Source organism: Levilactobacillus fuyuanensis, assembly GCF_003946395.1.
Classification (GTDB): Bacteria; Bacillota; Bacilli; order Lactobacillales; family Lactobacillaceae; genus Levilactobacillus; species Levilactobacillus fuyuanensis.
Window position 1 is genome coordinate 167,080 of sequence record NZ_RHNZ01000005.1, and the last position, 26,551, is coordinate 193,630.

Below are 26,551 nucleotides of genomic sequence, written 5' to 3' on the forward strand. Positions count from 1 at the left end.
AGTTGCGTTAGCAAAAACACCGCCGTGAAGGGAATCACAGCGGTGCTTTAATATCATCTAGGAGATGTTTTCGTTGGTCGTCGGGGCCACAAACTTCACAGAAAGTGATTTTCCAGCAGCGGTGGCGATGTCGCGCAGAACCTTGATGGAGACATTCATTGTTCCGGCTTCGATGCGAATGATGGTCGACTGGGGTTTGCCGACTAGCTTTGCAAAACGGTGTTGCGATAAACCAGTTTCCTGGCGTAATGCGCGCATTGCCACGGCAACTTCAGGGTTATCGACGCCTTGTTGCGGGCGTTCGTTGTGCTGAGCGCCGTCTTGAGACTCATTTGAGGTGATATCAGTGGACATGGGGATTCCTTCTTACATCGTAGAATTAAGAGTAAACAGCTTATCGTGCACGATTCGTTGGCGCACAAAATAAACAACACTATTCAGTGTAGTTAATCTGGTGGCTAGGAACAAGTAATCTTACGGAAAGTAAGGGAAATGTCATATTCGGTAGGTAAAGGTTGAAATTCAAATTGGCGGTACATAGACTAACTCCGCGAAAAAGAGTTGATTTTTGAAAAAGAGTTGATTTTTCGCGGAGTTTGGAATTATTTATATTTAATTTCCAGCCGGCTCATCCAGTAGCCTAGACCAGTTCCAATAGCCAATGCCAGCACACTGAATAACAGGGTGCTCCAGGTCGCGCCCGCGTAAGAGATACTTTCGGCGGCGTGAGAATTGGGGACCAGAATCAGGATGGTACTGGCAACCACGATACCCAGAATAAAGTGGTAGACGCGCGAGTGGAAGCGGTGAATTAGATAGTCCATGCCCTTGGAGAAGAGAATCATGGACAGCATGCCCCCCAACGCAATCGGCAAGTAGACGCCCAGTAGATCGAAGTTCTTAAAGCCAGTCAACATGGGCGTGAATAACCCCAGAATCAACAGGAGATTGGATGGACTCAGGCCAGGCACCAGCACACCTAGGGCAATCAGGATACCGGCGACCACGAAGCCCCAGAAGTTAGCCGGAAGGGTGCCAAAAATATCGCTCATGAAGTACAGCAGGCCGCCACTGATCACCAGCGTGCCAAAGAACCAACCGTAGTCCGCAGCGTCGCGGGGTGTCTGGGAGCTGGCCGTCTGCAGCAGCGCAGGAAGGGTCCCCACGATGGCACCAGCAAAGCCCCATAGCACGATGACTTGCCAGTGCGCCAATAGGTATTCCAGTGGGGCCGACAGGAGGGCAATGCCCACGATGCCGCCCAGGCCGACCGGCACAAAGTACCAGAAGTCACGTTTGAAGTTCTGTCGGAAATGGGCCATGAAGCCCAGTAGTCGTTCGTAAATTCCCAGAATGGCGGCGAGTACCCCGCCGGAAACACCGGGAAGAATGAAGCCTAGCGCAATGATCACGCCTTTAAAGAAGCGTTTCACTGGGCCATCGGATCGCGTAGTTTGCATGCGTTTCTCCTTTTTTACTTAATGGTCATAGTTGTAGCTCTCAATTTACCAAATCCCACACAGCGGCGCAACTAAAAGCGGCTAAGGGCGAGTTAACTTAGGAATTACTTTAGGAACGGTTTGGCTGTTGCCTTGACCTTGAGTGATGGTGATTGCGTGTACTTGTTTTGAATCATGATGGGCGTCAAGTCACTGTCCTTCAGATGTCTGTGGTATACTGAACGCAACAAAGGCACAGGTGCGTCTACACCCATGCCAATGGTGAAGTCGTTGAAGACTACTGACAGTTTGATAAGCGAACAAAAATCGTTCTAGTCTGTCGAAAGTTTGATGAACGATTTTTATTTGCCCAGATTTTTCAATCGAGACCAAGTCTTATATCTATAGCAAAAACGCTCAGAACAAATTATGTTCTGGGCGCTTTTGTTATCGTTCGTTTAATCATTATTCTTTGGTTGTGACCAGTAGCGGGCACGGGTCAGAAGCTCTTTTGACCGGTCGTCTGCTGGAACGAATCCCTTGGTGAACAGGTGCCGGAAGTACATCATATTGTAAAGGAAGCCCCACAGAAAGCCGCGCAACATTTCCCAACCGCCGATCGCGAAGAATTGGGCGAGTTGTTTAACGGGAACGGCCATGGAGAGCACCATCATGAGACTTAATTCCACACCCATGATACAGAATAGATTGTACCAATCAGCCCGGAAAAGGGTCGGAAATGGGGGGAAAATAAACATCGTCCAGGAAAATCCGACCTTGGCGATACGCATATTCCCCGTTTCGGGATTAACAACGGTAGCGTAGTTCGGCGGTAACGGCAGACCTTGAGGGCCGTCACCATTTTGGTTATCAGGATCATCGTCGTTAAAGCCCTTAAAAGGATCTTGCATGTCATTTGCCAACTTTCTACAGAATTCAGTGTTATACGTTAAGTAAAAGTCTAACACGAAAAGACGTGTCTGCCTATTAATCTATTGGCGGTGACTATTTGGTGCCGATTAAGCAGTAGCGACATGCCACTGAGTGAAATGTCAACAGCCAACGCTCTTGCGATTAATGACGGCGACTTAATTTAACCACGGCTTCACACCGCGCCGTCTGGGGCATCATATCCACGGACTGAATGTAGTCGACTTGGTAATCGTGCGTTAATTCAACTAAGTCTTTGGCCAGTGTTGAAGGGTTGCAGGAGATGTAGACCAGTTTTGGTGGCCGCACTGCCAGCAAGGTTTCAATCAACGTGTCGTCCAAACCGGTACGGGGTGGATCGACCACGATGGCGTCCGGATGGAAACCGCTCATGATCCACTTAGGCAGGAGTTCTTCGGCCGTGCCGAGTTCGTAGTGGGCGTTGGTGATGCCGTTAGCGGCGGCGTTTTCGTTGGAATCCGCCACGGCTTCAGGAATGACATCCATCCCGCGAACCTCTTCAGCGACATCGGCTAGGGAGAGACCAATCGTCCCGATACCGGAGTAGGCGTCGACGACGGTTTCGCCAGGCTGTAAGTCCAGGGCCTTTTTGGCTTCGCCGTAGAGGACTTCCATTTGTGACGGGTTCAGTTGTAGGAAGGCACGTGCGGAAAGCTTGAAGGCCAGGCCGTCGAGTTTTTCCGTAATCGTTTCTTCGCCGGCCAAATGAACCGTTTCATCACCCCAGATAAGAGACGTCTTACCAGGATTGATATTTTGCATGACGGAAGTAACTTGGGGCAGTTCGTCTGCGATCCGCGTCAATAGGTCATGTTTGTGAGGTAATTTTGGTGAATTGGTGATGACCACCAGCTGAACGTCGTCGGTATGTGCAGCGGCGCGAACCACCAGCGTTTTAACGATACCGGATTCGGCTTCTTCGTCGTAAATCGGCATGTCTAAGTCCTGGAGCATCTGGACCACGGCGCGCATGACGGTCATGGTCACAGGCATCTGGACGGAGCAGGTTTCCAGGTCGACCAGGTCGTGGCTACGTTCGGCGTACAGGCCGGCTTCGACCTTGCCTTCGGCGTTGCGGCGGACTTGGAATTGGGCCTTGTTACGGTAGCCATAAGGGTCGTCCATCCCCAGAGTTGGGCGCAAGTCGTAGTGGCGATAGCCCTCGGGCTTGTAGCGTTCGAGGGACTGGGCAACGACATCTCGCTTGAAGGCCAATTGGCCGGGGTAGTCTAAATGTTCCAGCTCAAAGCCACCGACTTGATCGGCGTAGCTGTCGCGAGGTTCCACGCGGTGGGGGCTAGTCTTGCGGACCCGGTGAATCTTGGCGCGCAGGTAACGCGTGGCTACGCTGGTGACTTCGGCAACGACTTCTTCGTCCGTTAAGGCGCCGGGGATGAAGACGGCCATCCGCTTGTAATAGCCGATCCCTTCACCATTGATCCCCATGCGCTTGATGGTCAGTGGGAAACGTTGGCCAACTTCGACTTGAACTTGGGGCGTCTCCTGACGTGGCCGTCGGTTCATGGGCCGGTGATTATTGTTAGGCCGGTAATGGTTGCCAGCATTGTGTTGGCGCCGATCGTTGCGGTCATTGCGGTCGTAGCCGCGGTGATTCTTTGACTCATAATTTGGCATATTTTCTCCTACTAGGTTGACGTTAGTTAAGTTAAATCATTAATTCCGAACAGTTACGGTCTTGAACATTATACCAAACTTTAGAGCTCACCGGGGCCGTGAGCCTTTTTCACCAAATTGAAGCCGTTTCCATAGGCAATCCGCCCCCATTTATGTACAATAAGCTTATATGCGGTTATCGCTCACATTGGTCGTTGTTGGCGCCTTGCCGGGGGCCGCAAATAGGCCGTGACGCTGCGGGCGGACGCTCCGAGCCATAGAGCGGTCTCGAAGCTTGCTTTGAACCTCTGAGGCCCGAGTTTCAAAGACACCAATTCTCTAAGCGACGAAGGACGTCACTAAGAGAATCCCCACGGCTGAGCCTATTTGCGACCCCCTCACGGCTGACGCGGATGTGAGCAATAACGGCAATATCATCGAACGTGGGGGTTAGTATAGCGCCTCCGGGACGGTGAAAATGGGACCGTGGCGCGGTGGGCGGACGCTCCGAGCCAAAGGGTGGTCTCGAAGCTTGACTTCAAGCCTCTGAGAACCGAGTCTCAAAGTCACCAGTTCTCTAAGCGGCCCAATTCACCGCTAAGAGAGCTCCCACGGCTGGGCCCATTTTCACCGTCCCTGCGGCTGAGATGGCGGTAATCCCACATGTGCTGTCGTCACTAGTGGATAGTGGATGTTAGCTGGAAGCTGTCCCACAGGTGCAGGTAAATTATGTAGGGGTTGTAAATTAGCATCTTTGGTAAAAACTAGCTTAGCCGCAGGAGGCCAGGGATGGAGGTAGCTGTGTCGGCGGTGTTAGACCCGGATGACTTTCCCCGGTCTTACAGCGCGGGACGCGTTTGGAAACTCGCGTGTTTCTGGCGAGGTTCTAAACCGAGCCGGAAGCCCGTTCTTTGGCTGGAGGCGTTCCCCATAGCGGCCGGAATTCCTGGCAGCCGGAGGCGACAGTTTTTGCCCAAGATGCTGCATGAAGGCCAAAGAGGGGGGCAGGAGCCTATGAGTCTGCTGGAACTGAGAGGGGTCGGCTACCGAGCTGGTGAAACAACGATCCTGGAAGATATCGACCTGACCATCAACGCCGGTGAGTGGGTGACCATCGCCGGACCGTCGGGGAGCGGGAAGTCCACGCTGGTACGGATCATCGCGTCACTTCTGAGTCGAACCAGTGGCGAGTTGAATTTTGCCGGCAAATCTATCGATACCTACGACCCGATAGCGTATCGGCGGCGGGTCTCGTACAGCCTTCAACAGCCGACCTTGTTCGGTGAAACCGTGCGCGACAACCTGAGCTTTCCCTATCAGATTCGTCAGCTACCGTTCGATGAACAACGCGCGGTGGCGGCGTTGGACTACGTAGGGTTAGTTGCCAGTGACTTGGATAAGGCCGTTATTGACCTGTCTGGCGGTCAGCGGCAACGGGTAGCCTTACTGCGCAACGTGATGATCTATCCCGAGGCCTTGATTTTAGATGAGGTTACGGCTGGCCTAGATGCCGAAAACAAGGCGTTTGTCTGGTCGATGATTCGGCATTTTAATAGCGACGATGGGATTACGATCATTGCCATCACGCATGATCAATCGGAGATCGATGCGGCGACGCGGCTGGTAACCTTGACCGATGGGCGCATCACGGGAGGTACACGATGAATCTAGCAGTGAATAATCAATCGTTGATTCTGGCACTGGGGTTGGTGATGATTGTCCTGGCAATCGGGTGGCATGAGAAGTTGGGCATCGACCGCGACATGATTATTGGGGTTGTGCGGGCCGTCATTCAGCTGTTCGTGGTCGGGTACCTGTTGAAATACGTCTTCCGTTTGGATAACGTTTGGCTCACGGCAGTCTTGATCTTAATTATTATTTTTAATGCCGGCTATAATGCCAAACAGCGCAGTAACGGGATTCCACGGGCGTTGCCGATTTCCGTCGGGGCGATTCTCATCAGTACGGCGGTTACCCTGGGCGTATTGATGCTGGCGGGGGCCATCAAGTTTATGCCGTCGCAGATGATTCCAATCTCGGGGATGATCGCGTCGAACTCGATGGTCGCCATTGGTTTGTGCTACCGCAATCTCAACGCGGAGTTCAAGCAGGAACGGCAGGCCGTCTTGGAAAAGTTAGCGCTGGGGGCCGACCTGAAGGATGCCTCCCGCGATATCGTCCGGGCCAGCATCAAGACGGGGATGCAGCCGACCATCGACTCCGCTAAAACCGTGGGAATCGTGAGCTTGCCGGGGATGATGTCCGGGTTGATCTTTGCCGGCGTGGACCCGGTGCGGGCGATTAAATATCAGATCATGGTCACCTTCATGTTGATGTCGGCGACCAGTATTGGCTCGGTATTGGCCTGTTACTGGGCTTACCGGGAATTCTACAATGAACGTAAACAGTTAGTTGGTCCGTCAAATTAGGAGGAAAACATATGTCACATCGAAAAGTTGCGTTGGTTACAGGGGCGTCATCAGGAATTGGCAATGCGATTGCCCGGAGTTTACATCGAAACGGGGTCACGGTTTACGCCGGGGCCCGGCGCGTTAGTCGGATGAACGACCTCGATGACCTAGGGATTACGACCCTGGCGCTGGACATTACCGATCCAGCTAGCGTGGAAAGCGCGGTTGACCGAATCGTCAATGAGACCGGCCGAGTTGATATTCTGGTTAACAACGCCGGTTATGGCCTGATGGGGGCGGTCGAGGACGTTCCCATGGAACAGGCGCAGGACCAATTCAACGTGAACCTCTTTGGGGCGGCGCGGCTGATTCAGTCGGTCTTGCCCATGATGCGCCAGCAACACGCCGGCCGGATTATTAACATCACGTCGGTCGATGGTAAGGTGGCGCAGCCCTTTGGTGCGTGGTACGTGGCATCGAAATTTGCGTTGGAAGGCCTGTCGGATGCCTTACGTATGGAACTTCATCCTCAGGGAATTCACGTGGCGGTAATTGAACCAGGTGCCATCCAATCGGAATGGGCGGACATTGCGGCTGATCATTTACAGGAGCTATCGGCGAACGGTCCGTACGAAAAGGATGCAAGTCAGGCGGCAGCAATCTTAAAGGCTGTAAAGAAATTCTCCAGCAAGCCCAAGGTCATCGCGCGGTTGGTGGATCGAGCAGCGCTGTCTCGGCGGCCGAAGACCCGCTACTCGGCAGGGGCGGGAAGTCAAATCTTGTGGGCGCAGCGGTTCTTGTCCGACAAGACGATCGACCGTCTCTGGCAAGTTGTTGGTAAAGCGGCTGAACAGATTACCCGGTAACGTGAGAATCGTTGACGTGACGGTAAAACCTGTTATGCTTAAATTAACCAGTACACTAGGGGTGTCCACAACGGGCTGAGATGCGGCGAATACCGCAATCCCTTGGAACCTGTCAAGCTCAAACTTGCGAAGGGAATGTGTCGTGGCACGGTAACGGGCCGCCGGTTCACTAACTTTGTGAGCCAGCGGTCCGTTTTAATTTGGATTGAAATCACAATTAAAATGGTTAGCCAAGACGTGGGGAACGTTAGGAAACACGACTTAGTGTGGGGTAGCGGTGTTCGAGCCAAGTGGTGAGGCATCGCGAGAATGCTGATAAAGAGTAAGCATAAAGCATTAGTTGTGATGAAAGTGATGCGTTAGGAATCAGCTTGCTTGGGAATATGCCAATGTCAGCCGTGAGGGCGGTCAAAATAGACTCAGCCGTGGGAATGTTCTTAGCGGTTTACCGCTTAGAACATTGGTGGCTTTGAGACGCGATTCTTAGCGGCTTAAAGCCAAGTCCGGAGACCGTTCTGTGGCTCCGGACGTCCGCCCACCGCGACCCGGTCTATTTTGACCGCCCGGTAAGGCGAAGTTGGCGATCTACCCGCCACAGCAGGCGGAATCCTTGTCTGTCGTAGGCGCAACGCATGACTTTCAGCAATCGCATCAGGTATTCCTAAGGGGGAAGAAAATGAAAGTAGACTTGTTAGACACCTTGCGCCACCAGAACCCAATCGTTTTTAACATCTCCAATTTCGTCACGGTCCAGGACGTGGCCAACGGGCTCAATGCATTGGGTGCGTCACCCATCATGTCCGAAGAGGTTGCCGAGGCCGAAGAAATGGTTGGCTTGTCCAGTGCTGTGTGCCTCAATCTGGGGGCGTTTACCCAGACACAGGTCGAACAGATCCGCAAGGTCGGCGAGGTCGCGAACCAGCAACATAAGCCGTTAGTGATTGACCCCGTTGCCGTGGGGGCAGTGGCCTATCGCAAGATGATTGCGAACAACCTCCTGACCCATTTTCACCCGGACGTGATCCGGGGCAATGCCGGCGAGATTGCAGCGTTGGCGGATGTGGATTGGCAGGCCAAGGGCATCGATGCCGGTGAGGGGACTGGCGATCTGGTGGCAATTGCGCAGGCGTGTGCGCAAAAATTAAAGTGTGTCGTTATCTTGTCCGGTCCGACCGATGTCATTACCGATGGCACACGGGTCGTTAAGGTGATGAACGGCACACCACTGTTCCAGGTCCACGTTGGGTCTGGTGACATGTTATCAAGTATTGTGGCAGCATTTTGCGCTGTTGAAGCGGATTATTTTGAAGCGGCCCAGACGGCTTGTCTGGTCTTCGCGGCCATCGGTGAACGGGTGGCCCAGGCCACGCCGAACCTTGGTGCCGGCAGCTTCAGCGTCCAGTTAATGGACGGTTTACAATTGACCACGACTGCTCAGATCAACGCAATCGCGGCTTATCAGTAGAGAAGGGATGAGTAAGGATGGCAAATGAATTTCCACAGACGTTAACGATCGCGGGGACCGACAGCGGCGGGGGTGCCGGTGTCATGGCTGACTTGAAGACGATGCAGGAACGCAACGTCTTTGGGACGGCAGTGGTTGTCGCGGTGACCGCGCAGAATACGCTGGGCGTTCAGGACTTCATGGCCTTACCACAAAAATTGGTCGATGAACAATTTGCGTCATTAGCAGCCGATTTGAAGATTCGGGCCTGCAAGACGGGGATGTTAGCGGATGCGGAACACGTCCATGGTGTGGTAGCGAATTTGAAAAAATACGACTTTGGCCCACTCACGGTCGATCCCGTGATGATCGCCAAGGGCGGGGCTGCATTGTTGGCCGACGATGCCGTGGCGACGGTGCGCGATGAACTGGTGCCTTTAGCCGACGTGTTGACGCCAAATTTACCCGAGGCCGAACGACTGACCAACATTAAGATCACCGATGCCAAAGCGATGGAGTCGGCGGCAGTCGTCTTGCAGGACCTGGGCGCCAAGAACGTGATTATCAAAGGTGGCCACGAGGCGACGCCGGATAAGGCCAGCGACTTTGTCTTGTTGGCGGACGGTCGATCATTCTGGCTGTCGGCACCGCGCGTCGACACCGTGCGGACTCACGGCACGGGGGATACGTTGTCTTCATGCATCACGGCAGAATTGGCGAAGGGCCAGGATTTCGAGTCGGCCATTCGCATTGGTAAGGACTATGTGACGGCAGCCATTGCGAATCCGATTGCAGTTGGAAACGGCCACGGCCCACTGAATCATTGGGCTTACGGCCAGGGAGGTGCGCACTAATGTCAGTAACTTTTGAGCCCGGTCTATTACGGGCATACTTTGTGGCGGGGAGCCAAGATGTTCCCGGTCAAGACTTGCGTGACGTGTTGGCAACCATGATAAAGGCCGGCATCACGGCGTTTCAGTTCAGAGATAAGGGCGCTAGTAAATTAACGCCGGAACAGCGCGTGGCGTTGGGTAGCGACTTGCGCGACCAATGTCACGAAGCCAGTGTGCCGTTTATCGTGGATGACGACGTAGATCTGGCGTTGTTGCTACAGGCGGATGGCATTCACGTCGGTCAGAGCGACGAGCAGATCACGAAGGTCCTCGATGCGGTAGCCGACCGCAATATGTTCGTGGGCCTGTCCTGCAACACGGTGGAACAAGTGGCCAAGGCGAACCAGATCAAGGGAATCTCCTACATTGGCAGTGGTCCGATCTATCCAACGACCTCTAAGGCCGATGCTGACCCTGTCATGGGTGTGACGGGTCTGAAGGCACTCGTTGAACAGGCTAACGTGCCCGTCGTGGCCATCGGCGGCGTGACGGTGCCGAGTCTACCGGCCATCGCAGCTACTGGTGCCGCGGGGGTTGCGGTGATTACGCTGTTGACGCAGAGCACCGCTCCTGCGGCGGACATTGCTGCAATGCGAACGGCATTCGCGGCAGTTTAGCGGTGTTATCAAAAAATAATGTTAGAGAGTAACTAACGAAAGCTGCTGACACCGGAAAGATTCTTACCCGTGTCAGCAGCTTTTTTGATGGTCTAGTAATAGCCAGTTAGCAGATTGTTAAGTCATTATTAACTGGTTTGTAACAATTTATTAACATTGTAACATCATTGAAAAATTAAAATTAGCCATAAAAAAACAAAATCAGTCTTACCGCGTTTAAGTGACGGTAAGGCTGATTTCGCATTTAAAGTTGAGGAAGCTAGTTGACTAGGGCTAACTTCACAAGTACATAATAACACGGATATTTGAGAAAAGCTACCTAAATGGAAAACTTTATTATTTTGTCACATAAGGTATTAACAGGCCTAACTGGTGTTGGTAAATGGCGATTTGTTAGATGAACTAGTTTACTGAATAACATAATTTCGCCGATAAACCGTATACTAAGTATACCGGAAAAAGATGCGATTGGTTTCGAACTTAAGTGGCTAGAAGAGGTCACGTTTGCCAGAAGAAATTTTTAAGTAAGACTGCTAACGGCGGTGAGGCTAGCGTCGGCTGTCATCAGTTAAACTTTTAAAAATCAAGCTTGCATTGTCGAACAAATGTTCGTATAATAAGAACATCAGCAAAGGGGGTCGCGGTGATGGATTATGGAAATGAACCACATGGCATGTTTTTCATGATTGATAATAAGTCCTTTTACGCCAGCGTCGAGAGCGACGCGCGGGGACTGAATCCATTGCGTTCAGTGATTGTGGTGATGTCCGAGGCCGACAACACGGGAAGTGGTCTGGTGTTGGCCGCTTCGCCGATGGCCAAGAAACTCTTCGGTATCAGCAACGTATCACGCCAATATGAAGTTCCCGACGACCCCCGAATTCTGGTCGTCCCGCCGCGGATGAATCTGTACATTCAGGAGAACTTGAAGATCAATAAAATTTTCCGGGAGTATGTGGCCGATAATGACCTGTTTCCATACTCAATCGACGAATCTATCCTGGATATGACCAAGTCCTGGCGCCTATTTGGACCGACCCCCGAGATTGTGGCCCGGCGAATTCAACTGCGGATTCGCCGCGAGCTGGGACTCTACACGACCGTGGGTATCGGTGAAAATCCGGTACAGGCCAAGCTGGCCCTGGACTTGCAGGCGAAGCATGACCGGGAACTCATCGGCCGGCTGACTTACGAGACCTTTCCAGAGAAAATATGGCCAATCACCAACCTCGAGAAGGTGTGGAGCATTGGCCATCGCACGGCCGCTCATCTGCAGCGACTGGGCATCCATAGCATGCGTGACTTGGCGATGGTCAACCCTTATGAGTTGCGCGCGGAGATGGGAATGATTGGTGCCCAGCTGTTTGCTTTGGCCTGGGGGATCGATCGCAGTCACCTGCACGAGCTTCGACCGGCCAAGGAGAAGAGCTGGAGCAATTCACAGGTCTTACCACGCGACTATAAAGTGCAGCAAGAGATTGAGCTGGTGATCCGGGAGATCGGCCAGCAGACCACGTCGCGGATGCGCCATCATCGACAACAAGCTGGTTGCGTCAGTTTGTCTGTTGGTTTTGCCCGTGCGGGTGAAGCGGACGATGGGCGCAGTGGGTTCCACCACAGCTGTCGCATCGACCCGACCGATAATGCCCAGACGATTTGTGCCACGTTGATACGGCTCTTCCGTCAGCATTGGGAAGGCCAGTCCATTCGCAACATCGGTGTGGGATTATCGCGGTTGAATACAAGCCGTGGCTTGCAACTCGATATTTTTCAAGATCCCCACCGGCAGATTAAGGATGAACGCTTCGACCGGGTCATTGACGAACTTCGGGATAAGTTCGGCAAGACCGCGGTCATTCCAGCCAGCAGTCTAATGCCTGGGGGCACGATGCTCCGGCGGGCTGCATTGGTTGGCGGTCACAATGGAGGGAATAGTTTTGATTGATGTGCAGAAGGAAGCCGACTTGATCTTTACGCGAGCAGACAAGCTGTTTGCAGCGCAGTGGCACTGTCAGTATCGCATTGATGTGGTGCATGACCAGTACGCCCAGACAACCAATTTCTTCATGGATATTCAGCGGAAGGGCCACCGTGAGCGGTCCATTCCACTACACACGATTCAAACGACTGACCTCGAAATCCTGGAACAAGTCATTGGGGCACTCAAGGCACAGACCCAGCTGTCCCTGAACTTTATTAACTTTGGGCACGTGCGCTGGCCGGAGAGCCAACGCTGGGTGCACTAGGAAGTTATGGGTCATGATCTTACACCAGGCCCCTGATGATAAGTTGGCAACTGAATTCTTCCACCGCGACTATCACGACCGGGGGATGCTGAAGTGGGGCGGCTTTTACCTGTCCGACCATACGAGCGCCTTGGCTAAAATGCACGCCGCCGAGCGGGTTGAACACGCCCAGCCGCAACAACCGCTGACAGAGATCAGTCGGGAGTTGGCGGCCGCTTGGCATGCACAACAACCGGTCCACTTGCAGCTGAATATTTTGGATGACGACCAGGTCCTAACGACGGTGGACGGGATCGTTGCCGGCGTTAACGAAGACCAAATCGTTCTCCAATTAGCGAGCGACCACTTCCGCTACTTGACGTTGGCTGAAATTCGTTGGGTGGCGTGGGCACAGTAGACGGACCAGCATTCACGACAGCTAACTAATGGATGGGATAGGCTGATGGTTAACCAACTTAATGTATTGATATGATAAGTGTCGCAATTTTAAACGCTTTCATGTATGATAGGCAGTGAAAAATGGCCCCCAGATAATTAATTATCTGAGGACCGTTTGGTTCTAATGATTGTGAAGCTGGATGAACAACCGACTGGACTGCTCAGACCGTTAGTCAGTAAGCCCATGGGTACGATAAAGGTCGCTATTTTAAGCAAACTCCTGTAGGGTTGGGGATAACCCAACCCGTTACCGGCCATTTACCTAGCGATGCGTTATGATAAGGGTAAAACGCTAGGAGGTCACGCACATGGACTTTATTGATTTAACGCCGATTGCCCTCAGTCACACGCCACTGGGAACCCGTTCCCAATTGCCCAAGCAACACGATTGGCAATTGGACTGGGTGACCCTGGCGGCCCTGATTCGTGATAATCACGATGTTATGGCGGTAGTGCAGGCGGGGCTGGCCGAGGATTGGCTGAATACGCAAGGCACCATTTGGGATGAGCAACAGGGATACTACCGTTACCCTAATGATCCCCGAGAACCCGACGATACCGTTTTCTGGGCGGCATCGACGTGGGCCACGCCGGCAATTCTGGTCACGTTTCATAACGAACTGACCAAGGCGTTTGCCTGTTACACGGTCGGTCGTGATCCGGACTTTCACTATTTAGGCAGATTGCAGTAACTCTGGACCCGTGAAAGGAGAACCATCATGAAATTAGTCGACGGACCCCACCTCACCTTACGCCTGGAGCGCACACCGCGCCGGGGGAAGTACGAGGCTGGCATTGGCCTAGCCGTCTTATTGATGATTGGTGTTATTTTCGCACTATTGTAGCCCAATTTTTACCGATAGAAGTTAGCAAAGGGAACGTCAGCGCCGGGCAGGCGTCGATGTTCCCTTTGTTGGAGATTGAGTTATGGTAGTTATTCCAGGCGGAACCGATCAAAGTGCCGGTCCGTCTCGGGGCCAGTATAACATTGTGGAACAAGTTTGAGCAGTATTTGTGTTGAGAAAAAGAGTGGATTGTCGCAATCAGTAAAAATATTCGGTCACATTTTACGGAGTTAAGTCATGTAACCTAAAAACTCCGGAAATGATGGTGCTGATGGATAATCTTGTGATAATTGAAGAAGTGGCAATTGCACTCAAAGACATGTATGATGCGTTTAGCATTGAATTCTATACTGATTTGGGACAGGAAAACCTGAAAAACCTGAAACATGTGGAAATTGGTGAAAATGAGAATTGGTGCCAGGTGGAACCACTGGTTAGACAATATGTTCATTTCTTAAGAAAATTGGATATTTTACAGTTAAATCAGCTTGAGTATGATTTGAATTTTCAGTATCGAATTAAAGCAGTCACAGGTGTCTCTACCAAAATTGCTTATAATTATGGCAAACATCGCTACGTTTCAAAGATTATAAATGATCTATTTGGTGCTCGAATTGTTTTAAGTGGAATTGAGGCGCAGCAGGAGAGATTAGATAGGCTGCTACAAAGATTAAAAGATGGCCAAGTAATTTCTAGATATTACACGCGTCATGATGGTAAGTATCATGCCACACATTGTTATTTTCAGAGTGACAATCGTTATTTCCCCTGGGAACTTCAAATCTGGGATAAAAATCGAGAACTTAAGAATTATAGTGAACATGTGCGACATGAGAAGGAACGTCACATGCAGGAAGGAATTGACTGAGGATGTACAAATACTTTCATTTAATTGTTATTTCACAATTTGGAAATCAGGCCTTGGCCTATCACTACGCGAGTCTCGAGTCTGAGGCAGTGAGTACACGTTGGGACACATTAATGGAAAAATCTAAGGTACAGGGTCCAGTGTACAGTTTGCACATGGTAAAGTCGGCTAGTCCTGATTTTAAGGGTATTCAGGAACGTGACCCTTATTTTCAAAAATTCGAAGTCTTTGAAGATCTCGACGAATTCCTCGATACGGTCTACCACCTCGCTCAAAAAACTAACGCTATCTAAGACCCACAAAAGCCAGTGTCTCCACGACTTAACCGTCGCACGGACACTGGCTTTTTAAGTTGAAAATTTAGAATTTATTGTTGGTTGCTTGCATCAGTTCGGCACCCTTGTTGACTAACAGGTAGCTGGCGCCGTTCTTGGCGAATTGAATCCCTTCGAACTCACGCTTACCGCTGAAGTTAGACCCTTCAACTTGGCTGGCCTTGAGCTTGCCCAGCTTGGAAGCGGGGACGGATGAGATACTGCTGTCGGAGACGAAGTACAGCCGGTTACGCTTGGCGTTGTAGGCCATTGACTGTGGCTTGGTCCCGGGACGGTTGCGCAGACCCTGCATCACCAAGTGGAACTTGACGGACTTGCTGCCAATCTTTCCCTTGTAGATCTTGACAGCACCCTTAGGCGCCCACCCCCCATTGGAGTATGTAAAGAAGTAGGCATTCCCGTTCTTATCAAACGTCAGGTTAGAGCCCATCGTGACGGTACTCTTCAGCTTAAAGTTAATCTTAGTAATTGGCTTCAAGCTGCTAGTGCTGACCCGTTGCACGTTGGTGTTAACAGCGACCGGCTTACCGATGAACCAGAGTTGGCCGTTCTTGGGGTTCATTGCCAAAGATTGACCATGGCCCGTGTTAAAGGTGGGACCAACCTTGACGTACTTCATGATCTGCTTGTCTTTGCTGGTCATCTTGCCCACAGAGTGGTCGTAAGAAGCCCGACGTAAGGCATCCATGTGACTGCTGCTGACGCCGAATTTACTACGGAGTTGGCCCAGGTTGTACTTAACGATCCAGCCCCGGTTACTCCCGTTCTTCGTGATCAGTTCGTACAGCGTGTTGCCATCCTTAGACATGGCTTCGGCTTGAGGATTGCCCCAGTCGGCGGACGTCTTGTAGGTTACTGGCAAGAAGACGTTGGACTTGAAAGTGGCTTTCTTCCCCTTAGTCGTGGTGATGCTGGTTGGCTTGGTCTGGAAGATGTTGCTGTAGCTGGTCTTAAACGAGTAGCGCTTAACGAATAAGTTCTTGTTTGCGACCGTCTTATACTTCTTGACGTTGTAGTTTGCCAACGCGTTACCCTTTTGATTATACGTCTTGGCCTGTGCCAGCGTGGTCGACCCGCCAAATAATAGGGCGGCCGCAGCGACAGTGGTCAATAGAACTGCTTTCTTCATATATCCGAATCTCCTCCTGAAATTGCGCGCCTGGTGGGGGGCTATAGTAGCTGAACGATGGTGCGCACCGTCACTTGACGAATGCGCTTTCAATCGAACCGGTCACACCAACCCAAAACCTTCTAGGCACACTAAATTCGTATCACATAACTATTTATACCACAAAATAATCAGTGTGAGGGGACGAAACCCGAAATTTATTTTCGACTCAAATCGAAAAAATCGCCCTGGTTCCCGAAATAACGGGCCGGAGCGTCGATCACGTCCTATCAGCTTTTTGGCCTTTTTTTCGATAAATTGTGTAAAATTACCCCGAATTTTCCACCTGTTTTGCGAAATAATCCGCATTAGGCGTTGTCACTAAACTCCGGTAAAGTGGGGGCTGACCATAGCGCTATGGATCACCACAAGTGAAGGGATGATCCATATTGACCACAGATAACGCCGCCGCGTACCGCTTCTTGTATACCGGCGATCACGAAACTATTATTTACGCTGCCCTGAAACGCCTGCGATTGCGTCCGGATCAGGACGATTACGAAGACTACCTGCAGGAGGCCCGGCTGTACTTTCCCCAGGCCTACGCAGACTTTCCCGGTGACCCAGATAGTCAGCCACACCAGCTATTGGCGTTTGCCCAGCAGGCGCTGGTCTGGCACGTGGGTAATCAGCTACGAAACAATCGCCGCCAGGATATTCCCATGGAGCCGGGGGACCACACGCCGATCATTGACGAACTGGCCAGTGACGAGGATATTCTGAACGCCATTGGCCTCAACGACTTTCGGACGTACCTCATCAAGTTGATCGGTGGTGCGGGGAATACCGGTGAATGGCGGTTTCTAGTCGGCACCCTGATCGATCAGCTCACGCCAGAGGAGATTGCCGCCAAATATGGTGTTGGCCGGGCAACCGTCTTCCGGTGGCGGCGATCATTACTGCGTCGACTCGTCCATCATTTAGCACCGCCAGAAAGTTTTTTGGAATAATTTGAAAATAAGTGAGACTGATTTCCGATTTTTTACATTAGTAATAAGTGTAAGGGTTGGCCAGCCACTTATAAAATCTCGCACCACGGAAGGAGCACCACCCATGCAAACAAATTGGAAGAAAACGACCATCACCTTTATCTTCGGCGCCACCGACGCCAAGCCCGTTAAGATCGTGCTACAGAATGCGGTCAACGCGCCAGCCGCCAAGCAAGTCGAAGATTTCGGGGCCATCCTCTCCGGTTTGACCGGCTTACCGTTCCGTACCGCCGTCGTGTCCAGTCAAAGCGCCGTCGCCTAAGTCCCTCTCGCAGAATAGAAAGGAAGTCTCTCTATGAAGACATTAGAATTGAGTTTTAAAGGTTCCGACAAACGCGTCAAACACCTGCGCCTCAAGTACGTCAACGCCGACCTCGCACCAGCGGAAGTCGAAACGTTGATGAAGCAAGTGGCGGCCGCTAAGTTATTCGCTAAGGGCGAGGTGGATCTGTACGCAGAACCTCTGCGTGCTGAAATCGTGGAAACGACCAAGACGGCCTTGGTGGGCGGACCACAACCCGTACCAGCACCCACTGTCTAGTCAGTATCAGTCGTAGTTAGTCACCTGTAACGCAACATCCCGGCGGCTGCCACTTCCTTGTGAGGTGTGGTGGCCGTTTGGAGTACATAACGAGATACCGATTCACGATTTTAGTCAGCAATCAAATAAACAAACTGATTCATAGGTTTAGGGGTAATTTGAATACTGACGATATTCAGGAGATATTGCTTGAGTTCCTCAGGAGTGAAGGTTAAACTGTTACTCACGAGTAACAGTTCCGGAGTGGAGGAGAATTTTTGCAAGATGACAAGTTCAATGCTTCATTGGCAGTTGTTCGGCTCAGAGATTTCTATCAACAGGGGAAGCTGCAAGTTGTTTTGAATCGGAAGTCTAAACTATTTTTAGACAAGACGGGACGATCGTATCGCATGGTTGTTAAGGATGCCATTGAATCATTGGAAACGAGTCAGTACTTTCGGGGACCTTCACCTGTGCATCATCATGAAGAGGAAGATGTGACAGTTTACGAATTCTTGGTTATCTTGTACCAAGGCCATATGTACATTAAATTCTATATCTCAGCATTGGGTGCAGAGCTGCATTCATTTCATCCGGCAGAAAAGGCACCTGATCGAACTTTCTATAAATTTAAGTGAGGGGATAAAATGACTACGAAATATAAAGTAATCAAAACTGTTGAAATTGAAAGAACGCTAACCGGTCGCCTGGCGGAGTTTACGGTTATTAGTTTAGAAGAGACTGTGCAGGTTCGACGACGGGAAGTTCAAATGACCCATATTTATTGGGTACCGGCCGGCCAACGGTTAGATGATGAAGATAATTATTTAGAACCAATTGATGATCCGGATCTTAATCTACAAGCCGATTTTCGAGAGTATCGTCGGCGATTTGGCGTATTGACTCCAGAAGCAGTGCGTGAGATTCGTGAGAATTATCAGCTGAGTTTACGTCAATTTGCGATGGTTTTAGGGATGAGTTATAGTACGCTTTCTGAAATTGAAAATGGCCTGGTCTTGCAAACGGATGAGCAAGAGAGTCTTTTTCGACTATCTCAAAATACTGTCGCATTTGCCACGTTGGTACAGGCTAAAAAAGCCATTATGTCGGCAAGCCAATACGAAAAAATCGAACAGAAAGTTGCATTGGCGTAAAAGATCGATTAAGTATCAAGAGTTTAGCCATAAAGTTAAGTCGTTTTGAAACGAAACCGCAGTTCAGCTTCACCAAGGTATTGGCGAGCAGAACTGCGGTTTTGTTGTGTCAATTTTAGAGAATTACGGTATATCTGGGCTGACCTTGAAGGCCATCTAACCTTAAATCCTACCCCACATGCGGATGAGCCAGCACCTTGTCCGGGTACTTCGCCGTCACGTAGTCGGTGATGGCCGCAATCATCTTGGCTGTCGAGGGGGCCTTGGCCTGTTCCGAGTTGACCACCAGGCAGATGGTGCGGAAGAACGTGGTGTCAAACGGGTAGACGTTGACGTTCCCGCTGACTCGTTCCAGTGCCAGTTCTGGCAAGATACCCATGCCCATGCCGGCTTCAACCATGGCCAAGATGGACTGGTCGTCGATGGAGAAACGGAGCGCGTTAGGCCGAATCTGGTAGTGATCCAGCGCCGCCTTGGTGTCCTTGTCGTAGTCGCCCCGTTGCAGGATAAAGTTCTGGTCGGCGAGGTCGGCGGCGGTCACCGTCGTGCGGTTGGCGGGGATGAAATCAGTCGGCGTGATACAGTAGATCTCGTCCTTGACCAGCGGCAGGACGGTCAGCTTTTCCGCCACCGGTAGCGCGGAGAGCCCCAGGTCCAGTCGCCCAGTCTTGACAGCGGAGGCGATACTACTGAAGTCGGCCTGCTCGACGTTGATGTCAATCTGGGGGAAGTCCTGCTTAAATTGTTGAATGATCGGTGGCAGCCAATTGATGCAGACGGACGAGAAGGCGCCCATCCGCACGGAGCCAGCGTTGAGGCCGTTGATGTTGGCGGCAGCCTGTTGAAGCCGGTCTTCGGCATTGATGATGGCTTGAATCAGGGGCAGAATGGTCTGCCCGTCCGGTGTCAGTTCGACGCCGGTCCGGTTGCGAATGAATAGCGGAAAGCCCAGCTCCTTTTCCAGCTGGTTGACCGAGTGGCTGATGGCTGAGGGCGTCACGTTCAGCGTTTGAGCAGCCCGGTAAAAGGTCTGTTCCTGCACAATGGTTTGAAAGACGCGATAGGCAAACGGTAACATCGGGGACACCTCCAAATTGGTTAAGATGAATTACATTCATGCTATTTCTAGATAGTTGAAATAGTTTTTCTGTCAACGGTATTCTATCATACTCCTTGAAAAGCAGGTAGTGGTAATTGGCAGTTGGGTTAATTCTGGGTGGCAATTAGTTGTTGGGCTTGTGTGGTTGTGCGGTGCCTCCAGGCTGGTGAAAATGGGCAGGGCGCTGTGGGCGGACGCGCCAAGCCGAAGAGCGGTCTTGGCACTTGGACTTGAGCCGCTAGAACCCGCGTCTCAAATCCACCAGTTGTCTAACCGGCACACCCCGCCGCTAAGACAACTCCCACGGCTGAGCCCATTTTCACCAGCCCTGCGGCTGACATGGTGGCGTGGCCCAACAACGGATTGCGGCGGATGTGATCGTGACTACTGGGGCTTTGTCATACGTGCTTGGATGGTTGGTGGATATGTATAAAAGTAGGCATTGCGTAAATTTACGCATGTAGGTTCTACATGCAATTTATGCAAAAACTGGCAACCAGTCTCACGACAACTCAAATCCATGTTAAGCCGTGAGGGTGGTGCCAATCGCCTCAGCCGTGGGAATGTTCTTAGCGGGTTTGCCGCTTAGAACATTGGTGTTGGTGAAACGCGTTTCACAGCGGTTTACCGACAAGTTCAGAGACCGCCCTTTGGCTCTGGACGTCCGCCCACCGCGTTCCGGGCGATTGGCGCCACCCGGTAAGGCGAGTGGGCCATCAATCTGATCTGTCATTAAACCAGTTTCCAAGATTTTCCAGAAAGGTGTGAGTCTCATGTTAAATGACTTGTTTGCACAACGCGTTAATCCTGATGTTCCTTCTGCCTTGAGTGGCTTGTTCCCACAGGACACCGATCCGCGCGCGATTTCTTTTGCGGCTGGGAGTCCGAACGAGAGCCTTTTTCCAGTGGCGGCCATGCAGACGGCGTTTGACACAGCCATCGCGCAGACCGGGGCCCACCTCTTCCAGTACCAGACGGCGCAGGGCAATCCGGACTTGCGGGCGAAGTTAGCGGCCCGCATTGGCAAATGGGGGCAGGTCCCGACTACCGCCGATAACGTCGTCTTGACGGTCGGTGGGCAACAGGCCATCGAGCTGGTGGCTAAGGCGCTCCTGAACGTGGGGGATGAGGTGGCCGTGGAGGTGCCGACCTACGTGGGGGCGCTGGCAGCGTTCGACCTGTATCAGCCGACCTACCACGCGGTGCCGCTGCAGGCGGATGGTTTGGACCTCGACCGGTTGGAGGAGACGTTGAAGCGTCACCCGCGGATCAAGCTACTCTATACCGTGCCGGACTACCACAACCCGACCGGCATCACCATGAGTGTGACCAAGCGTCGGGAACTCGTGGCCCTCGCCAATCGCTACGATTTCATCATCTTGGAGGACTCGCCGTACCGCGACCTGGGCTACGAGCACGCACCGTTACCCGCCATCAAGAGTTTCGACACCGAGGGCCGGGTGGTCTTCGTGTCGAGCCTGTCAAAAATCCTGATGCCGGGGTTGCGGACGGGCTGGCTGGTGGCTGATAATGATCTGCTGGCGGCGATTATGCGCGTGCGGTTGGCCAGTGACTTAGAAACCAGTAACGTGGTGCACGCGGCCATTGATGCCTATCTGGACGCTAACGACTTGGACGCGCACATCACGGCGTTGAAGAGTAACTATCGTGAGCAGTGTGCGGCGATGATCCACGCGTTGGCGGCCTATTTCCCGGACGACATCAGCTATACGCAGCCGGCTGGGGGCTTCTTCGACTGGGTAACCTTGCCGGAGGAGATCGATGCGGCGGCTTTGTTACGAGATACGGTGATTCCGCAGGCGCACGTGAGTTACGTGCCGGGCACCAACTTCTACCCGGACCGCGATGTGCATAACAGCTTGCGCCTGTGCTTCACCGGCCTGACGCCGGCCGTGATCGATTCGGGGATGCATCGGCTGGGTGACGCGGTGAAAGGGGCCGTGCGGGGCGTGAAGCCGGTGGTGTAATAGTAAATTTGGTCATGAAAATGCCCAGTACTACTAACTAGTAGATTGTACTGGGCATTTTATATGAACCATTTTAAATATTTAGAACTTGTTTGTGACTACCAGTTTGAATGAGTGTGAGGACAACTTCATCTTCATCGGTTATGAGGTAGAGTAAAATCCAATTGTCTAGCTTTCCGGTGGGGTGAAGTTCGCGGAATCCAGTCCAATCGCCCCTTAGAGAGTGATCGTGAAGCAATCTTAAATGATCGACATCTTGGTCCATGATTGCAGAAGCTGCTTGTTGTATGAGTCCGATAGGGTAATGTTTCTTTTTAAGTCGTTTAAGCTGACGTTTAAAAAGAGGCGTGAACTCAAGCTTCATTCATTCAAATCCTTCCACATATCGTCAACAGTATCATAGCGCTTGAGAGTTCCAGAGCGGACAAGAGAGCGAACTTGTTCTGGTGTATAGCTCTCATTATCGTCAATGCTTGGCCGAAAAGGGAGTCCCTTGTCAACGACGCTTTGTTTTAGAAACATGGTAATAGCAGTTGACATGTCGAGACCAAGTTGTTGATAAATTTGTTGTGCTTCATTTTTCAAATCGCCATCAACGCGAATATTAAGGCGTTGTGACTTCGCTGAGTGTTCTTTTAGATTATCCATGGATACGCCTCCTTTATGTACACCATAGTATACCATCAATATCCCAATGTGCACTTGAATGTGCCTTATTATTATCTTTGTGATAACGATGTCATTACACATTTATATTATTTAATGATTTTGATGTCAAAAATATGAAAGTATTCGTTGGAATATGCTTAAATAATCTCGTGTCATCAGTGAGTTGGATTTGGATGATGATATACGGTGAAAATAATGCCGGGATGCATCGGCTGGGTGACGCGGTGAAAGGGGCCGTGCGGGGCGTGAAGCCGGTGGTGTAAGTTATAAGTGATGTCACCGTTGCTGTCTGATATGATGTGTTATAATCGCAACAGCGACTAATCGATGAACTGATAATTAAAAATGTTATTTGGGGGATTGATTCGAAGTGGGTGAATTGATCCCTTTTTAAAGAGCAAGGGATAAAAGGAGGCACAGAATTGCTAATTTATTTGAAGACCAGTCTTTTTGAAAGCCCAGCACAAGTGTTAGTTAATACGGTCAATACAGTTGGCGTGATGGGCAAGGGAATTGCCCTAGAATTCAAAAAAATGTATCCACAAATGTTTACGGAATACCGACAACTTTGTGAAGCTAAAAAGCTAACGGTTGGCAAATTGTGGCTCTATAAGACAGATAATAAGTGGATCTTAAATTTCCCAACTAAAGAGAATTGGCGTAATCGATCGAAACTTGATTATATTGAAGCTGGATTACAAAAATTTGTGGATACTTATCAGGAGAAGAAGATTAAATCGATTGCGTTTCCACAACTGGGTGTTGGCAATGGTGGTTTGAATTGGGAAGATGAAGTTCAGCCACTGATGGAAAAGTACTTACGAAAGTTACCGATTAATGTTTACATTCATCTTTATGATAGGCAGACAAGTGAGCCGGAATTTAAGAATCCTTCGGAAATGAAAACATGGTTGGAAAAAGAGCCAGCCATGTTGAGTGTTGCTGAATTCAAAGAAGAGCTTAAGCAACAATTATCGAATAATCTGGGCGAAGTTGATCGGAAAGTTGAGCTAGTGGATGAGCAACCAACACCATTTCTTGATGAAACGGCAGTTACCTTTATGACTATTGAAGGAAAAAGACACGAAAGATACGCTATATCACAGGCTGACATGACGGACTTTTGGACACGTTTGCGCCGTCAGGGTGTGATTGTGCCAACTGAATTGCCACAAGAAGTTCATCGAAACCATGATGAAGGCCTATTTCGTGCATTAGTTGCTAAGCTACCGTATATTAAAATTCTGCCGGCAGCATGGCAAGGACGGGAAGTTGAAGTGGTTGTCTTAAACCAGAGTCAGTTACCAATGCTTACTGTGAAAAAGCCTGATGCAGATTCACAGATGATTTCTGGAAGGGGAATTGGCTAGTGGAATTTCGGGATGTGGTAAATGATTTAACCACAGGAAAACGTGAAACGCGTCTTAGCTCGTTTAAACGAAGAATGTGGCCCAGATTTGCTTATCACTTTACGGATATCGTTAATGCCGTTAGTGTGCTTAAAGCACAGAGACTCTATTCCAGACAGTATGCTTTGGAAAATAACCTGATGAAAAATGATAATGCGAGCTATGATGTTATTTCCCAAACGGCTAATGAGGTTGAAAAGTATGTACGTTTGTACTTTCGGCCACGAACACCCACACAGTTTTATAACGAGGGCTTTCAAGTTAAGAGCAAGCGGCAGAAGCTTCATGCAGATTGCCCTATTCCAGTATTCTTTTTATTTAAGCTCCCCCGAATTATTGAGCCAGTCTGGCGTTCAATTTACGGATCGATCGTTAGCGTTAAATCAAGTTGTTCCGCGATATAGTACGCCAGATGAATTTAGCAAATTGCCTTTTAAGGACATTTACCAAGAGGGACCATTAATCGGCATGTCGGACAGTCAAAAGAAGGCTATCACCGGACATAAGCAAGCTGAAGTTATTGTTCCTGAGAGTTTGGGACTAGATTATTTAAAAGTAATTTTAGTCCGCTCTGTAGCGGAGAGAGAAACATTGCTGAACTTACTTCATGACGATGATGTTTATCAATATGACGATCTAATTCAAGTCCAAAAAGAAGACTATTTTTTTATGGATCGTAATTTTATTGAAGATGTTGAACTCATTACTGATCGCTTAAGAGTACGGAGCAATGTTAATGAAGCCTACCCAAAGGAATGGGGCTTGCCAACTGAGGATAGGGGGATTGGCTTTGCCCTAAATGAAGAGGCTACTGATAATTATCTAAATGTGACCATGAAAGTATTGGTACCGGATGGGACAGATTATTGGTGGCCAAATAAGAATGTGCGGGCGCTCTTACTTGATAAAATTGAATTGACACTACCTGTTCCACTTCAAAGTTATCAATTGATCGTGGATATTGACGGGCATATTGCCTACAAAGGTAGTTACGAACAGAACTTTGAAGATATTGATATGCCATTCTAGTGCATTGTAAAACAACCAGTCGTAGCCAACTCGTGTTGAGTTAGTTACGACTGGTTGTTTAGTTGATAATGCGGAATGCAATCAGGAAGTGACGACAATTGAATCTATTTCGCAATCACCAGTGTTTTATTCCCAGTGATATAAGTGCCATTAGACAGAACCAAACGGCTTGTCAGGTTATGCTTCTGAATCTTCTTGATTGTCAGTGTAGTCCCACGCTTGTAGTGGCGCACAACCTTACCGTTCAGGGTCACCTTGTTGTAGGCGTTGATGCCGTGCTTGCCGATAACGCGGATAGTCTTTGGCTGAGACTTGTAGTAGGTGTTGACTACGTATTGGCTATTGGCCGTAACGTAACCCGTCTTACCGTTAGCGGCGCGGACGTGGTAACGGAGGGTGCCAGCCTTGGAACGCGCGTAACCGGTGACGACAAACTGGGGCCGATTTGGCCGCGTTTGCTTCGTGTACCAGTGCAGGCGCGTGGCCTTCGAGAAGGTTGGGTTATTGTAAAAGCCAATCTTCTTTACGCCGTAAATGGCAGAGTGCTTAGCAGCTACAGGCTTCGTTGTCGCACTAACTTTATCACCAGCGGCCGAAGTGATAATTGCATCGGACGCACTACTTGATGTTGTAGTTGGGGTGCTGGTAGTGTTCGTCGGCGTGCTTGGCGTACTGGTAGCCTTGTCGTTGGTGTAAAAGTAATTAATTGTGGCTGTGTTATCGGTTTTGTTGATTTCAGAGGTTGTAGAATTCAGACGGGCCGTATAGCCATCAATTGGGACACTCTTGCTGACTAAGCCCTTAATCTCGGAGCCAAATAGAGGGTCATCGGCGCCGATTCCGGCGTCGATGGTTCTGGTTTGAATGATTTGATTTTGGTTTGAAGCGTCACGGAAGTTCAGCGTCACCTTGACGGGAGTTTTGGCCCCATTCAGGATCATTGTTGCTGAATCGTATTTGATGTAAACGATATCTGTATCAAGATGAGAATTTCCAGAAGGGAATCCATAGTAAACATCGCCCGTGTCGACGTTTATCAGAATATTATCAGCGGCATGTGAGGCACCATTTAGCTGGTCACCGCCGGCCATATCTCCGCCGTCAAAGGAAGCACCATCGATACCATAAACAGGGTGCAGATCGCTCTTCTGGCCACCAATTAAAAGGCTATTTACTTTTGTAAGGTCGTAAGGCGGCAGAACGACAGTGTTATTAGTGATCATTGCACGACCAGCCGAATTGTCCGGATTAGTTGTGGAAGAAGCCTGAGTATCGGCCCTCACACTAGTAGCCGGTTGGTTAACAGTTGTAATTAAAGTGGCTGAAAACAGTAGGAATGGAATTACCCAAAATTTAGTTTTCATAGTTCATACCCCTAGAACATTTATTTGATGGCTAAAGTATAAGGCTAAAAATAGATAATGGCAATATATGTTTTCTGGCATTATGGTAAATGCCTATAGTTGTTCCGCCCTGTCTGGAGGGAGTGTCAAATTTTTTGTGTAAATGGAAGTCCTCTCCCATTAGCTAGCTTCTAATACATGGATTCTAACGTATCT

Annotated in this window: 33 protein-coding genes and 1 riboswitch; of the genes, 22 read left to right on the forward strand and 11 right to left on the reverse strand. The window is 50.3% G+C overall.

Going from position 1 to position 26,551, the window contains the following annotated elements:
• Positions 1 to 57: 57 nt before the first annotated feature.
• From EKM73_RS03735 to rlmD, 5 genes are all read right to left on the reverse strand, one after another.
• Positions 58 to 354, reverse strand: coding sequence for a helix-turn-helix domain-containing protein (locus EKM73_RS03735; RefSeq protein WP_125700646.1), 297 nt, complete (start codon positions 352 to 354; stop codon positions 58 to 60).
• A gap of 248 nt (positions 355 to 602) precedes the next feature.
• On the reverse strand, positions 603 to 1,460 hold the full coding sequence (locus EKM73_RS03740; RefSeq protein ID WP_125700647.1) for a DUF368 domain-containing protein: 858 nt from the start codon (positions 1,458 to 1,460) through the stop codon (positions 603 to 605).
• Positions 1,461 to 1,564: 104 nt separating this feature from the next.
• Positions 1,565 to 1,690 (reverse strand): hypothetical protein, encoded by a 126-nt coding sequence (locus EKM73_RS12940; protein WP_263853795.1) that lies wholly within the window; start codon positions 1,688 to 1,690, stop codon positions 1,565 to 1,567.
• Positions 1,691 to 1,897: 207 nt separating this feature from the next.
• The gene (locus EKM73_RS03745) at positions 1,898 to 2,350 is read right to left on the reverse strand and encodes a hypothetical protein (protein WP_125700648.1); all 453 of its coding nucleotides are present in this window, start codon (positions 2,348 to 2,350) and stop codon (positions 1,898 to 1,900) included.
• A 163-nt stretch (positions 2,351 to 2,513) separates the two neighbouring features.
• Entirely contained in the window at positions 2,514 to 3,914 is a 1,401-nt protein-coding gene (gene rlmD, locus EKM73_RS03750; protein ID WP_164508852.1) for a 23S rRNA (uracil(1939)-C(5))-methyltransferase RlmD, read from the reverse strand.
• Positions 3,915 to 5,018: 1,104 nt separating this feature from the next.
• Between rlmD and EKM73_RS03755 the strand changes: the two genes are divergently transcribed.
• The 13 genes from EKM73_RS03755 to EKM73_RS03810 all read left to right on the forward strand — a co-directional run bounded on the left by EKM73_RS03755 (position 5,019) and on the right by EKM73_RS03810 (position 14,925).
• On the forward strand, positions 5,019 to 5,669 hold the full coding sequence (locus tag EKM73_RS03755; protein WP_125700650.1) for an ABC transporter ATP-binding protein: 651 nt from the start codon (positions 5,019 to 5,021) through the stop codon (positions 5,667 to 5,669).
• A complete protein-coding gene (locus tag EKM73_RS03760; protein ID WP_125700651.1) occupies positions 5,666 to 6,433 on the forward strand; it encodes an ABC transporter permease in 768 nt (255 codons plus the stop codon). Before EKM73_RS03755 ends, EKM73_RS03760 begins: the two co-directional genes overlap by 4 nt.
• A gap of 11 nt (positions 6,434 to 6,444) precedes the next feature.
• Positions 6,445 to 7,281 (forward strand): oxidoreductase, encoded by an 837-nt coding sequence (locus tag EKM73_RS03765; RefSeq protein WP_125700652.1) that lies wholly within the window; start codon positions 6,445 to 6,447, stop codon positions 7,279 to 7,281.
• Between the two features lie 47 nt (positions 7,282 to 7,328).
• Positions 7,329 to 7,434: riboswitch (TPP riboswitch) on the forward strand.
• Positions 7,435 to 7,957: 523 nt separating this feature from the next.
• Positions 7,958 to 8,746 carry a hydroxyethylthiazole kinase gene (gene thiM, locus EKM73_RS03770; protein ID WP_125700653.1) on the forward strand — a complete coding sequence of 263 codons (789 nt, stop codon included), beginning with the start codon at positions 7,958 to 7,960 and terminating at the stop codon, positions 8,744 to 8,746.
• 17 nt (positions 8,747 to 8,763) lie between these two features.
• Positions 8,764 to 9,579 (forward strand): bifunctional hydroxymethylpyrimidine kinase/phosphomethylpyrimidine kinase, encoded by an 816-nt coding sequence (gene thiD, locus EKM73_RS03775; RefSeq protein WP_125700654.1) that lies wholly within the window; start codon positions 8,764 to 8,766, stop codon positions 9,577 to 9,579.
• Positions 9,579 to 10,235, forward strand: coding sequence for a thiamine phosphate synthase (thiE, locus tag EKM73_RS03780; protein ID WP_125700655.1), 657 nt, complete (start codon positions 9,579 to 9,581; stop codon positions 10,233 to 10,235). Before thiD ends, thiE begins: the two co-directional genes overlap by 1 nt.
• Positions 10,236 to 10,881: 646 nt before the next feature.
• Positions 10,882 to 12,180 (forward strand): Y-family DNA polymerase, encoded by a 1,299-nt coding sequence (locus EKM73_RS03785; RefSeq protein WP_125700656.1) that lies wholly within the window; start codon positions 10,882 to 10,884, stop codon positions 12,178 to 12,180.
• A 1-nt stretch (position 12,181) separates the two neighbouring features.
• A complete protein-coding gene (locus tag EKM73_RS03790; protein WP_225421270.1) occupies positions 12,182 to 12,481 on the forward strand; it encodes a hypothetical protein in 300 nt (99 codons plus the stop codon).
• A gap of 13 nt (positions 12,482 to 12,494) precedes the next feature.
• Positions 12,495 to 12,878: a hypothetical protein gene (locus EKM73_RS03795; protein ID WP_125700658.1), complete on the forward strand. Its 384-nt coding sequence runs from the start codon at positions 12,495 to 12,497 to the stop codon at positions 12,876 to 12,878.
• A 349-nt stretch (positions 12,879 to 13,227) separates the two neighbouring features.
• Entirely contained in the window at positions 13,228 to 13,611 is a 384-nt protein-coding gene (locus EKM73_RS03800; RefSeq protein ID WP_125700659.1) for a hypothetical protein, read from the forward strand.
• Between the two features lie 27 nt (positions 13,612 to 13,638).
• Entirely contained in the window at positions 13,639 to 13,764 is a 126-nt protein-coding gene (locus EKM73_RS12945; protein ID WP_020088502.1) for a hypothetical protein, read from the forward strand.
• 283 nt (positions 13,765 to 14,047) lie between these two features.
• Positions 14,048 to 14,632, forward strand: a complete 585-nt coding sequence (locus EKM73_RS03805; RefSeq protein ID WP_164508848.1) for a hypothetical protein — start codon at positions 14,048 to 14,050, stop codon at positions 14,630 to 14,632.
• 2 nt (positions 14,633 to 14,634) lie between these two features.
• Positions 14,635 to 14,925, forward strand: a complete 291-nt coding sequence (locus EKM73_RS03810; RefSeq protein ID WP_225421266.1) for a hypothetical protein — start codon at positions 14,635 to 14,637, stop codon at positions 14,923 to 14,925.
• Between the two features lie 67 nt (positions 14,926 to 14,992).
• Here EKM73_RS03810 and EKM73_RS03815 read toward each other — a convergent pair whose 3' ends face one another.
• Positions 14,993 to 16,096 carry a hypothetical protein gene (locus tag EKM73_RS03815; RefSeq protein ID WP_125700662.1) on the reverse strand — a complete coding sequence of 368 codons (1,104 nt, stop codon included), beginning with the start codon at positions 16,094 to 16,096 and terminating at the stop codon, positions 14,993 to 14,995.
• 428 nt (positions 16,097 to 16,524) lie between these two features.
• Here EKM73_RS03815 and EKM73_RS03820 point away from each other — a divergent pair, with 428 nt between their 5' ends.
• From EKM73_RS03820 to EKM73_RS03840, 5 genes are all read left to right on the forward strand, one after another.
• Positions 16,525 to 17,085 (forward strand): sigma-70 RNA polymerase sigma factor region 4 domain-containing protein, encoded by a 561-nt coding sequence (locus EKM73_RS03820; protein WP_125700663.1) that lies wholly within the window; start codon positions 16,525 to 16,527, stop codon positions 17,083 to 17,085.
• 103 nt (positions 17,086 to 17,188) lie between these two features.
• Positions 17,189 to 17,386, forward strand: coding sequence for a hypothetical protein (locus tag EKM73_RS03825; RefSeq protein WP_125700664.1), 198 nt, complete (start codon positions 17,189 to 17,191; stop codon positions 17,384 to 17,386).
• Between the two features lie 33 nt (positions 17,387 to 17,419).
• Positions 17,420 to 17,665, forward strand: coding sequence for a DUF2922 domain-containing protein (locus EKM73_RS03830; protein WP_125700665.1), 246 nt, complete (start codon positions 17,420 to 17,422; stop codon positions 17,663 to 17,665).
• Positions 17,666 to 17,922: 257 nt separating this feature from the next.
• Positions 17,923 to 18,282, forward strand: a complete 360-nt coding sequence (locus EKM73_RS03835; RefSeq protein ID WP_125700666.1) for a hypothetical protein — start codon at positions 17,923 to 17,925, stop codon at positions 18,280 to 18,282.
• A 9-nt stretch (positions 18,283 to 18,291) separates the two neighbouring features.
• The gene (locus EKM73_RS03840; protein ID WP_125700667.1) at positions 18,292 to 18,798 is read left to right on the forward strand and encodes a helix-turn-helix domain-containing protein; all 507 of its coding nucleotides are present in this window, start codon (positions 18,292 to 18,294) and stop codon (positions 18,796 to 18,798) included.
• 169 nt (positions 18,799 to 18,967) lie between these two features.
• On the opposite strand, the gene EKM73_RS03845 is transcribed toward EKM73_RS03840, so the two are convergent.
• On the reverse strand, positions 18,968 to 19,876 hold the full coding sequence (locus EKM73_RS03845; RefSeq protein ID WP_125700668.1) for a LysR family transcriptional regulator: 909 nt from the start codon (positions 19,874 to 19,876) through the stop codon (positions 18,968 to 18,970).
• A gap of 544 nt (positions 19,877 to 20,420) precedes the next feature.
• Positions 20,421 to 20,630, reverse strand: coding sequence for a hypothetical protein (locus EKM73_RS03850; protein ID WP_125700669.1), 210 nt, complete (start codon positions 20,628 to 20,630; stop codon positions 20,421 to 20,423).
• 40 nt (positions 20,631 to 20,670) lie between these two features.
• Between EKM73_RS03850 and EKM73_RS03855 the strand changes: the two genes are divergently transcribed.
• Positions 20,671 to 21,885: an aminotransferase-like domain-containing protein gene (locus EKM73_RS03855; protein ID WP_125700670.1), complete on the forward strand. Its 1,215-nt coding sequence runs from the start codon at positions 20,671 to 20,673 to the stop codon at positions 21,883 to 21,885.
• A gap of 73 nt (positions 21,886 to 21,958) precedes the next feature.
• On the opposite strand, the gene EKM73_RS03860 is transcribed toward EKM73_RS03855, so the two are convergent.
• Complete coding sequence (locus EKM73_RS03860) at positions 21,959 to 22,249, reverse strand: type II toxin-antitoxin system mRNA interferase toxin, RelE/StbE family (protein ID WP_125700671.1); 291 nt, start codon at positions 22,247 to 22,249, stop codon at positions 21,959 to 21,961.
• The gene (locus tag EKM73_RS03865) at positions 22,246 to 22,533 is read right to left on the reverse strand and encodes a type II toxin-antitoxin system RelB/DinJ family antitoxin (RefSeq protein WP_164508849.1); all 288 of its coding nucleotides are present in this window, start codon (positions 22,531 to 22,533) and stop codon (positions 22,246 to 22,248) included. The genes EKM73_RS03860 and EKM73_RS03865 overlap by 4 nt, the downstream gene beginning before the upstream one ends.
• Before the next feature lie 443 nt (positions 22,534 to 22,976).
• Here EKM73_RS03865 and EKM73_RS03870 point away from each other — a divergent pair, with 443 nt between their 5' ends.
• From EKM73_RS03870 to EKM73_RS03880, 3 genes are all read left to right on the forward strand, one after another.
• Positions 22,977 to 23,924 carry a macro domain-containing protein gene (locus tag EKM73_RS03870; protein ID WP_125700673.1) on the forward strand — a complete coding sequence of 316 codons (948 nt, stop codon included), beginning with the start codon at positions 22,977 to 22,979 and terminating at the stop codon, positions 23,922 to 23,924.
• 74 nt (positions 23,925 to 23,998) lie between these two features.
• The gene (locus tag EKM73_RS13030) at positions 23,999 to 24,367 is read left to right on the forward strand and encodes a DarT ssDNA thymidine ADP-ribosyltransferase family protein (RefSeq protein WP_382387195.1); all 369 of its coding nucleotides are present in this window, start codon (positions 23,999 to 24,001) and stop codon (positions 24,365 to 24,367) included.
• Positions 24,249 to 24,992 (forward strand): DarT ssDNA thymidine ADP-ribosyltransferase family protein, encoded by a 744-nt coding sequence (locus tag EKM73_RS03880; RefSeq protein ID WP_125700675.1) that lies wholly within the window; start codon positions 24,249 to 24,251, stop codon positions 24,990 to 24,992. Before EKM73_RS13030 ends, EKM73_RS03880 begins: the two co-directional genes overlap by 119 nt.
• Positions 24,993 to 25,096: 104 nt before the next feature.
• Here the strand turns inward: EKM73_RS03880 and EKM73_RS03885 are convergent, their stop codons facing one another.
• Positions 25,097 to 26,356: a DUF5776 domain-containing protein gene (locus tag EKM73_RS03885; RefSeq protein ID WP_125700676.1), complete on the reverse strand. Its 1,260-nt coding sequence runs from the start codon at positions 26,354 to 26,356 to the stop codon at positions 25,097 to 25,099.
• Positions 26,357 to 26,551: the final 195 nt, after the last annotated feature.

Excerpts from the sequence above, each read along its gene's own strand:
- EKM73_RS03745 (WP_125700648.1), bottom strand. The coding sequence starts at position 2,350 with ATGCAAGATCCTTTTAAGGGCTTTAACGACGATGATCCTGATAACCAA.
- EKM73_RS03840 (WP_125700667.1), top strand. The coding sequence starts at position 18,292 with ATGACTACGAAATATAAAGTAATCAAAACTGTTGAAATTGAAAGAACG.
- thiM (WP_125700653.1), top strand. The coding sequence starts at position 7,958 with ATGAAAGTAGACTTGTTAGACACCTTGCGCCACCAGAACCCAATCGTT.
- EKM73_RS03860 (WP_125700671.1), bottom strand. The coding sequence starts at position 22,249 with ATGAAGCTTGAGTTCACGCCTCTTTTTAAACGTCAGCTTAAACGACTT.
- EKM73_RS03800 (WP_125700659.1), top strand. The coding sequence starts at position 13,228 with ATGGACTTTATTGATTTAACGCCGATTGCCCTCAGTCACACGCCACTG.
- EKM73_RS03850 (WP_125700669.1), bottom strand. The coding sequence starts at position 20,630 with ATGACAGATCAGATTGATGGCCCACTCGCCTTACCGGGTGGCGCCAAT.
- EKM73_RS03865 (WP_164508849.1), bottom strand. The coding sequence starts at position 22,533 with ATGGATAATCTAAAAGAACACTCAGCGAAGTCACAACGCCTTAATATT.
- EKM73_RS03845 (WP_125700668.1), bottom strand. The coding sequence starts at position 19,876 with ATGTTACCGTTTGCCTATCGCGTCTTTCAAACCATTGTGCAGGAACAG.
- EKM73_RS03755 (WP_125700650.1), top strand. The coding sequence starts at position 5,019 with ATGAGTCTGCTGGAACTGAGAGGGGTCGGCTACCGAGCTGGTGAAACA.
- EKM73_RS03765 (WP_125700652.1), top strand. The coding sequence starts at position 6,445 with ATGTCACATCGAAAAGTTGCGTTGGTTACAGGGGCGTCATCAGGAATT.
- EKM73_RS03885 (WP_125700676.1), bottom strand. The coding sequence starts at position 26,356 with ATGAAAACTAAATTTTGGGTAATTCCATTCCTACTGTTTTCAGCCACT.
- EKM73_RS03815 (WP_125700662.1), bottom strand. The coding sequence starts at position 16,096 with ATGAAGAAAGCAGTTCTATTGACCACTGTCGCTGCGGCCGCCCTATTA.
- EKM73_RS03795 (WP_125700658.1), top strand. The coding sequence starts at position 12,495 with ATGATCTTACACCAGGCCCCTGATGATAAGTTGGCAACTGAATTCTTC.
- thiD (WP_125700654.1), top strand. The coding sequence starts at position 8,764 with ATGGCAAATGAATTTCCACAGACGTTAACGATCGCGGGGACCGACAGC.
- EKM73_RS03855 (WP_125700670.1), top strand. The coding sequence starts at position 20,671 with ATGTTAAATGACTTGTTTGCACAACGCGTTAATCCTGATGTTCCTTCT.
- EKM73_RS12945 (WP_020088502.1), top strand. The coding sequence starts at position 13,639 with ATGAAATTAGTCGACGGACCCCACCTCACCTTACGCCTGGAGCGCACA.
- EKM73_RS03830 (WP_125700665.1), top strand. The coding sequence starts at position 17,420 with ATGAAGACATTAGAATTGAGTTTTAAAGGTTCCGACAAACGCGTCAAA.
- thiE (WP_125700655.1), top strand. The coding sequence starts at position 9,579 with ATGTCAGTAACTTTTGAGCCCGGTCTATTACGGGCATACTTTGTGGCG.
- EKM73_RS03740 (WP_125700647.1), bottom strand. The coding sequence starts at position 1,460 with ATGCAAACTACGCGATCCGATGGCCCAGTGAAACGCTTCTTTAAAGGC.
- rlmD (WP_164508852.1), bottom strand. The coding sequence starts at position 3,914 with ATGAACCGACGGCCACGTCAGGAGACGCCCCAAGTTCAAGTCGAAGTT.
- EKM73_RS03735 (WP_125700646.1), bottom strand. The coding sequence starts at position 354 with ATGTCCACTGATATCACCTCAAATGAGTCTCAAGACGGCGCTCAGCAC.
- EKM73_RS03785 (WP_125700656.1), top strand. The coding sequence starts at position 10,882 with ATGGATTATGGAAATGAACCACATGGCATGTTTTTCATGATTGATAAT.
- EKM73_RS13030 (WP_382387195.1), top strand. The coding sequence starts at position 23,999 with ATGTGGCCCAGATTTGCTTATCACTTTACGGATATCGTTAATGCCGTT.
- EKM73_RS03880 (WP_125700675.1), top strand. The coding sequence starts at position 24,249 with ATGCAGATTGCCCTATTCCAGTATTCTTTTTATTTAAGCTCCCCCGAA.
- EKM73_RS03760 (WP_125700651.1), top strand. The coding sequence starts at position 5,666 with ATGAATCTAGCAGTGAATAATCAATCGTTGATTCTGGCACTGGGGTTG.
- EKM73_RS03825 (WP_125700664.1), top strand. The coding sequence starts at position 17,189 with ATGCAAACAAATTGGAAGAAAACGACCATCACCTTTATCTTCGGCGCC.
- EKM73_RS03810 (WP_225421266.1), top strand. The coding sequence starts at position 14,635 with ATGTACAAATACTTTCATTTAATTGTTATTTCACAATTTGGAAATCAG.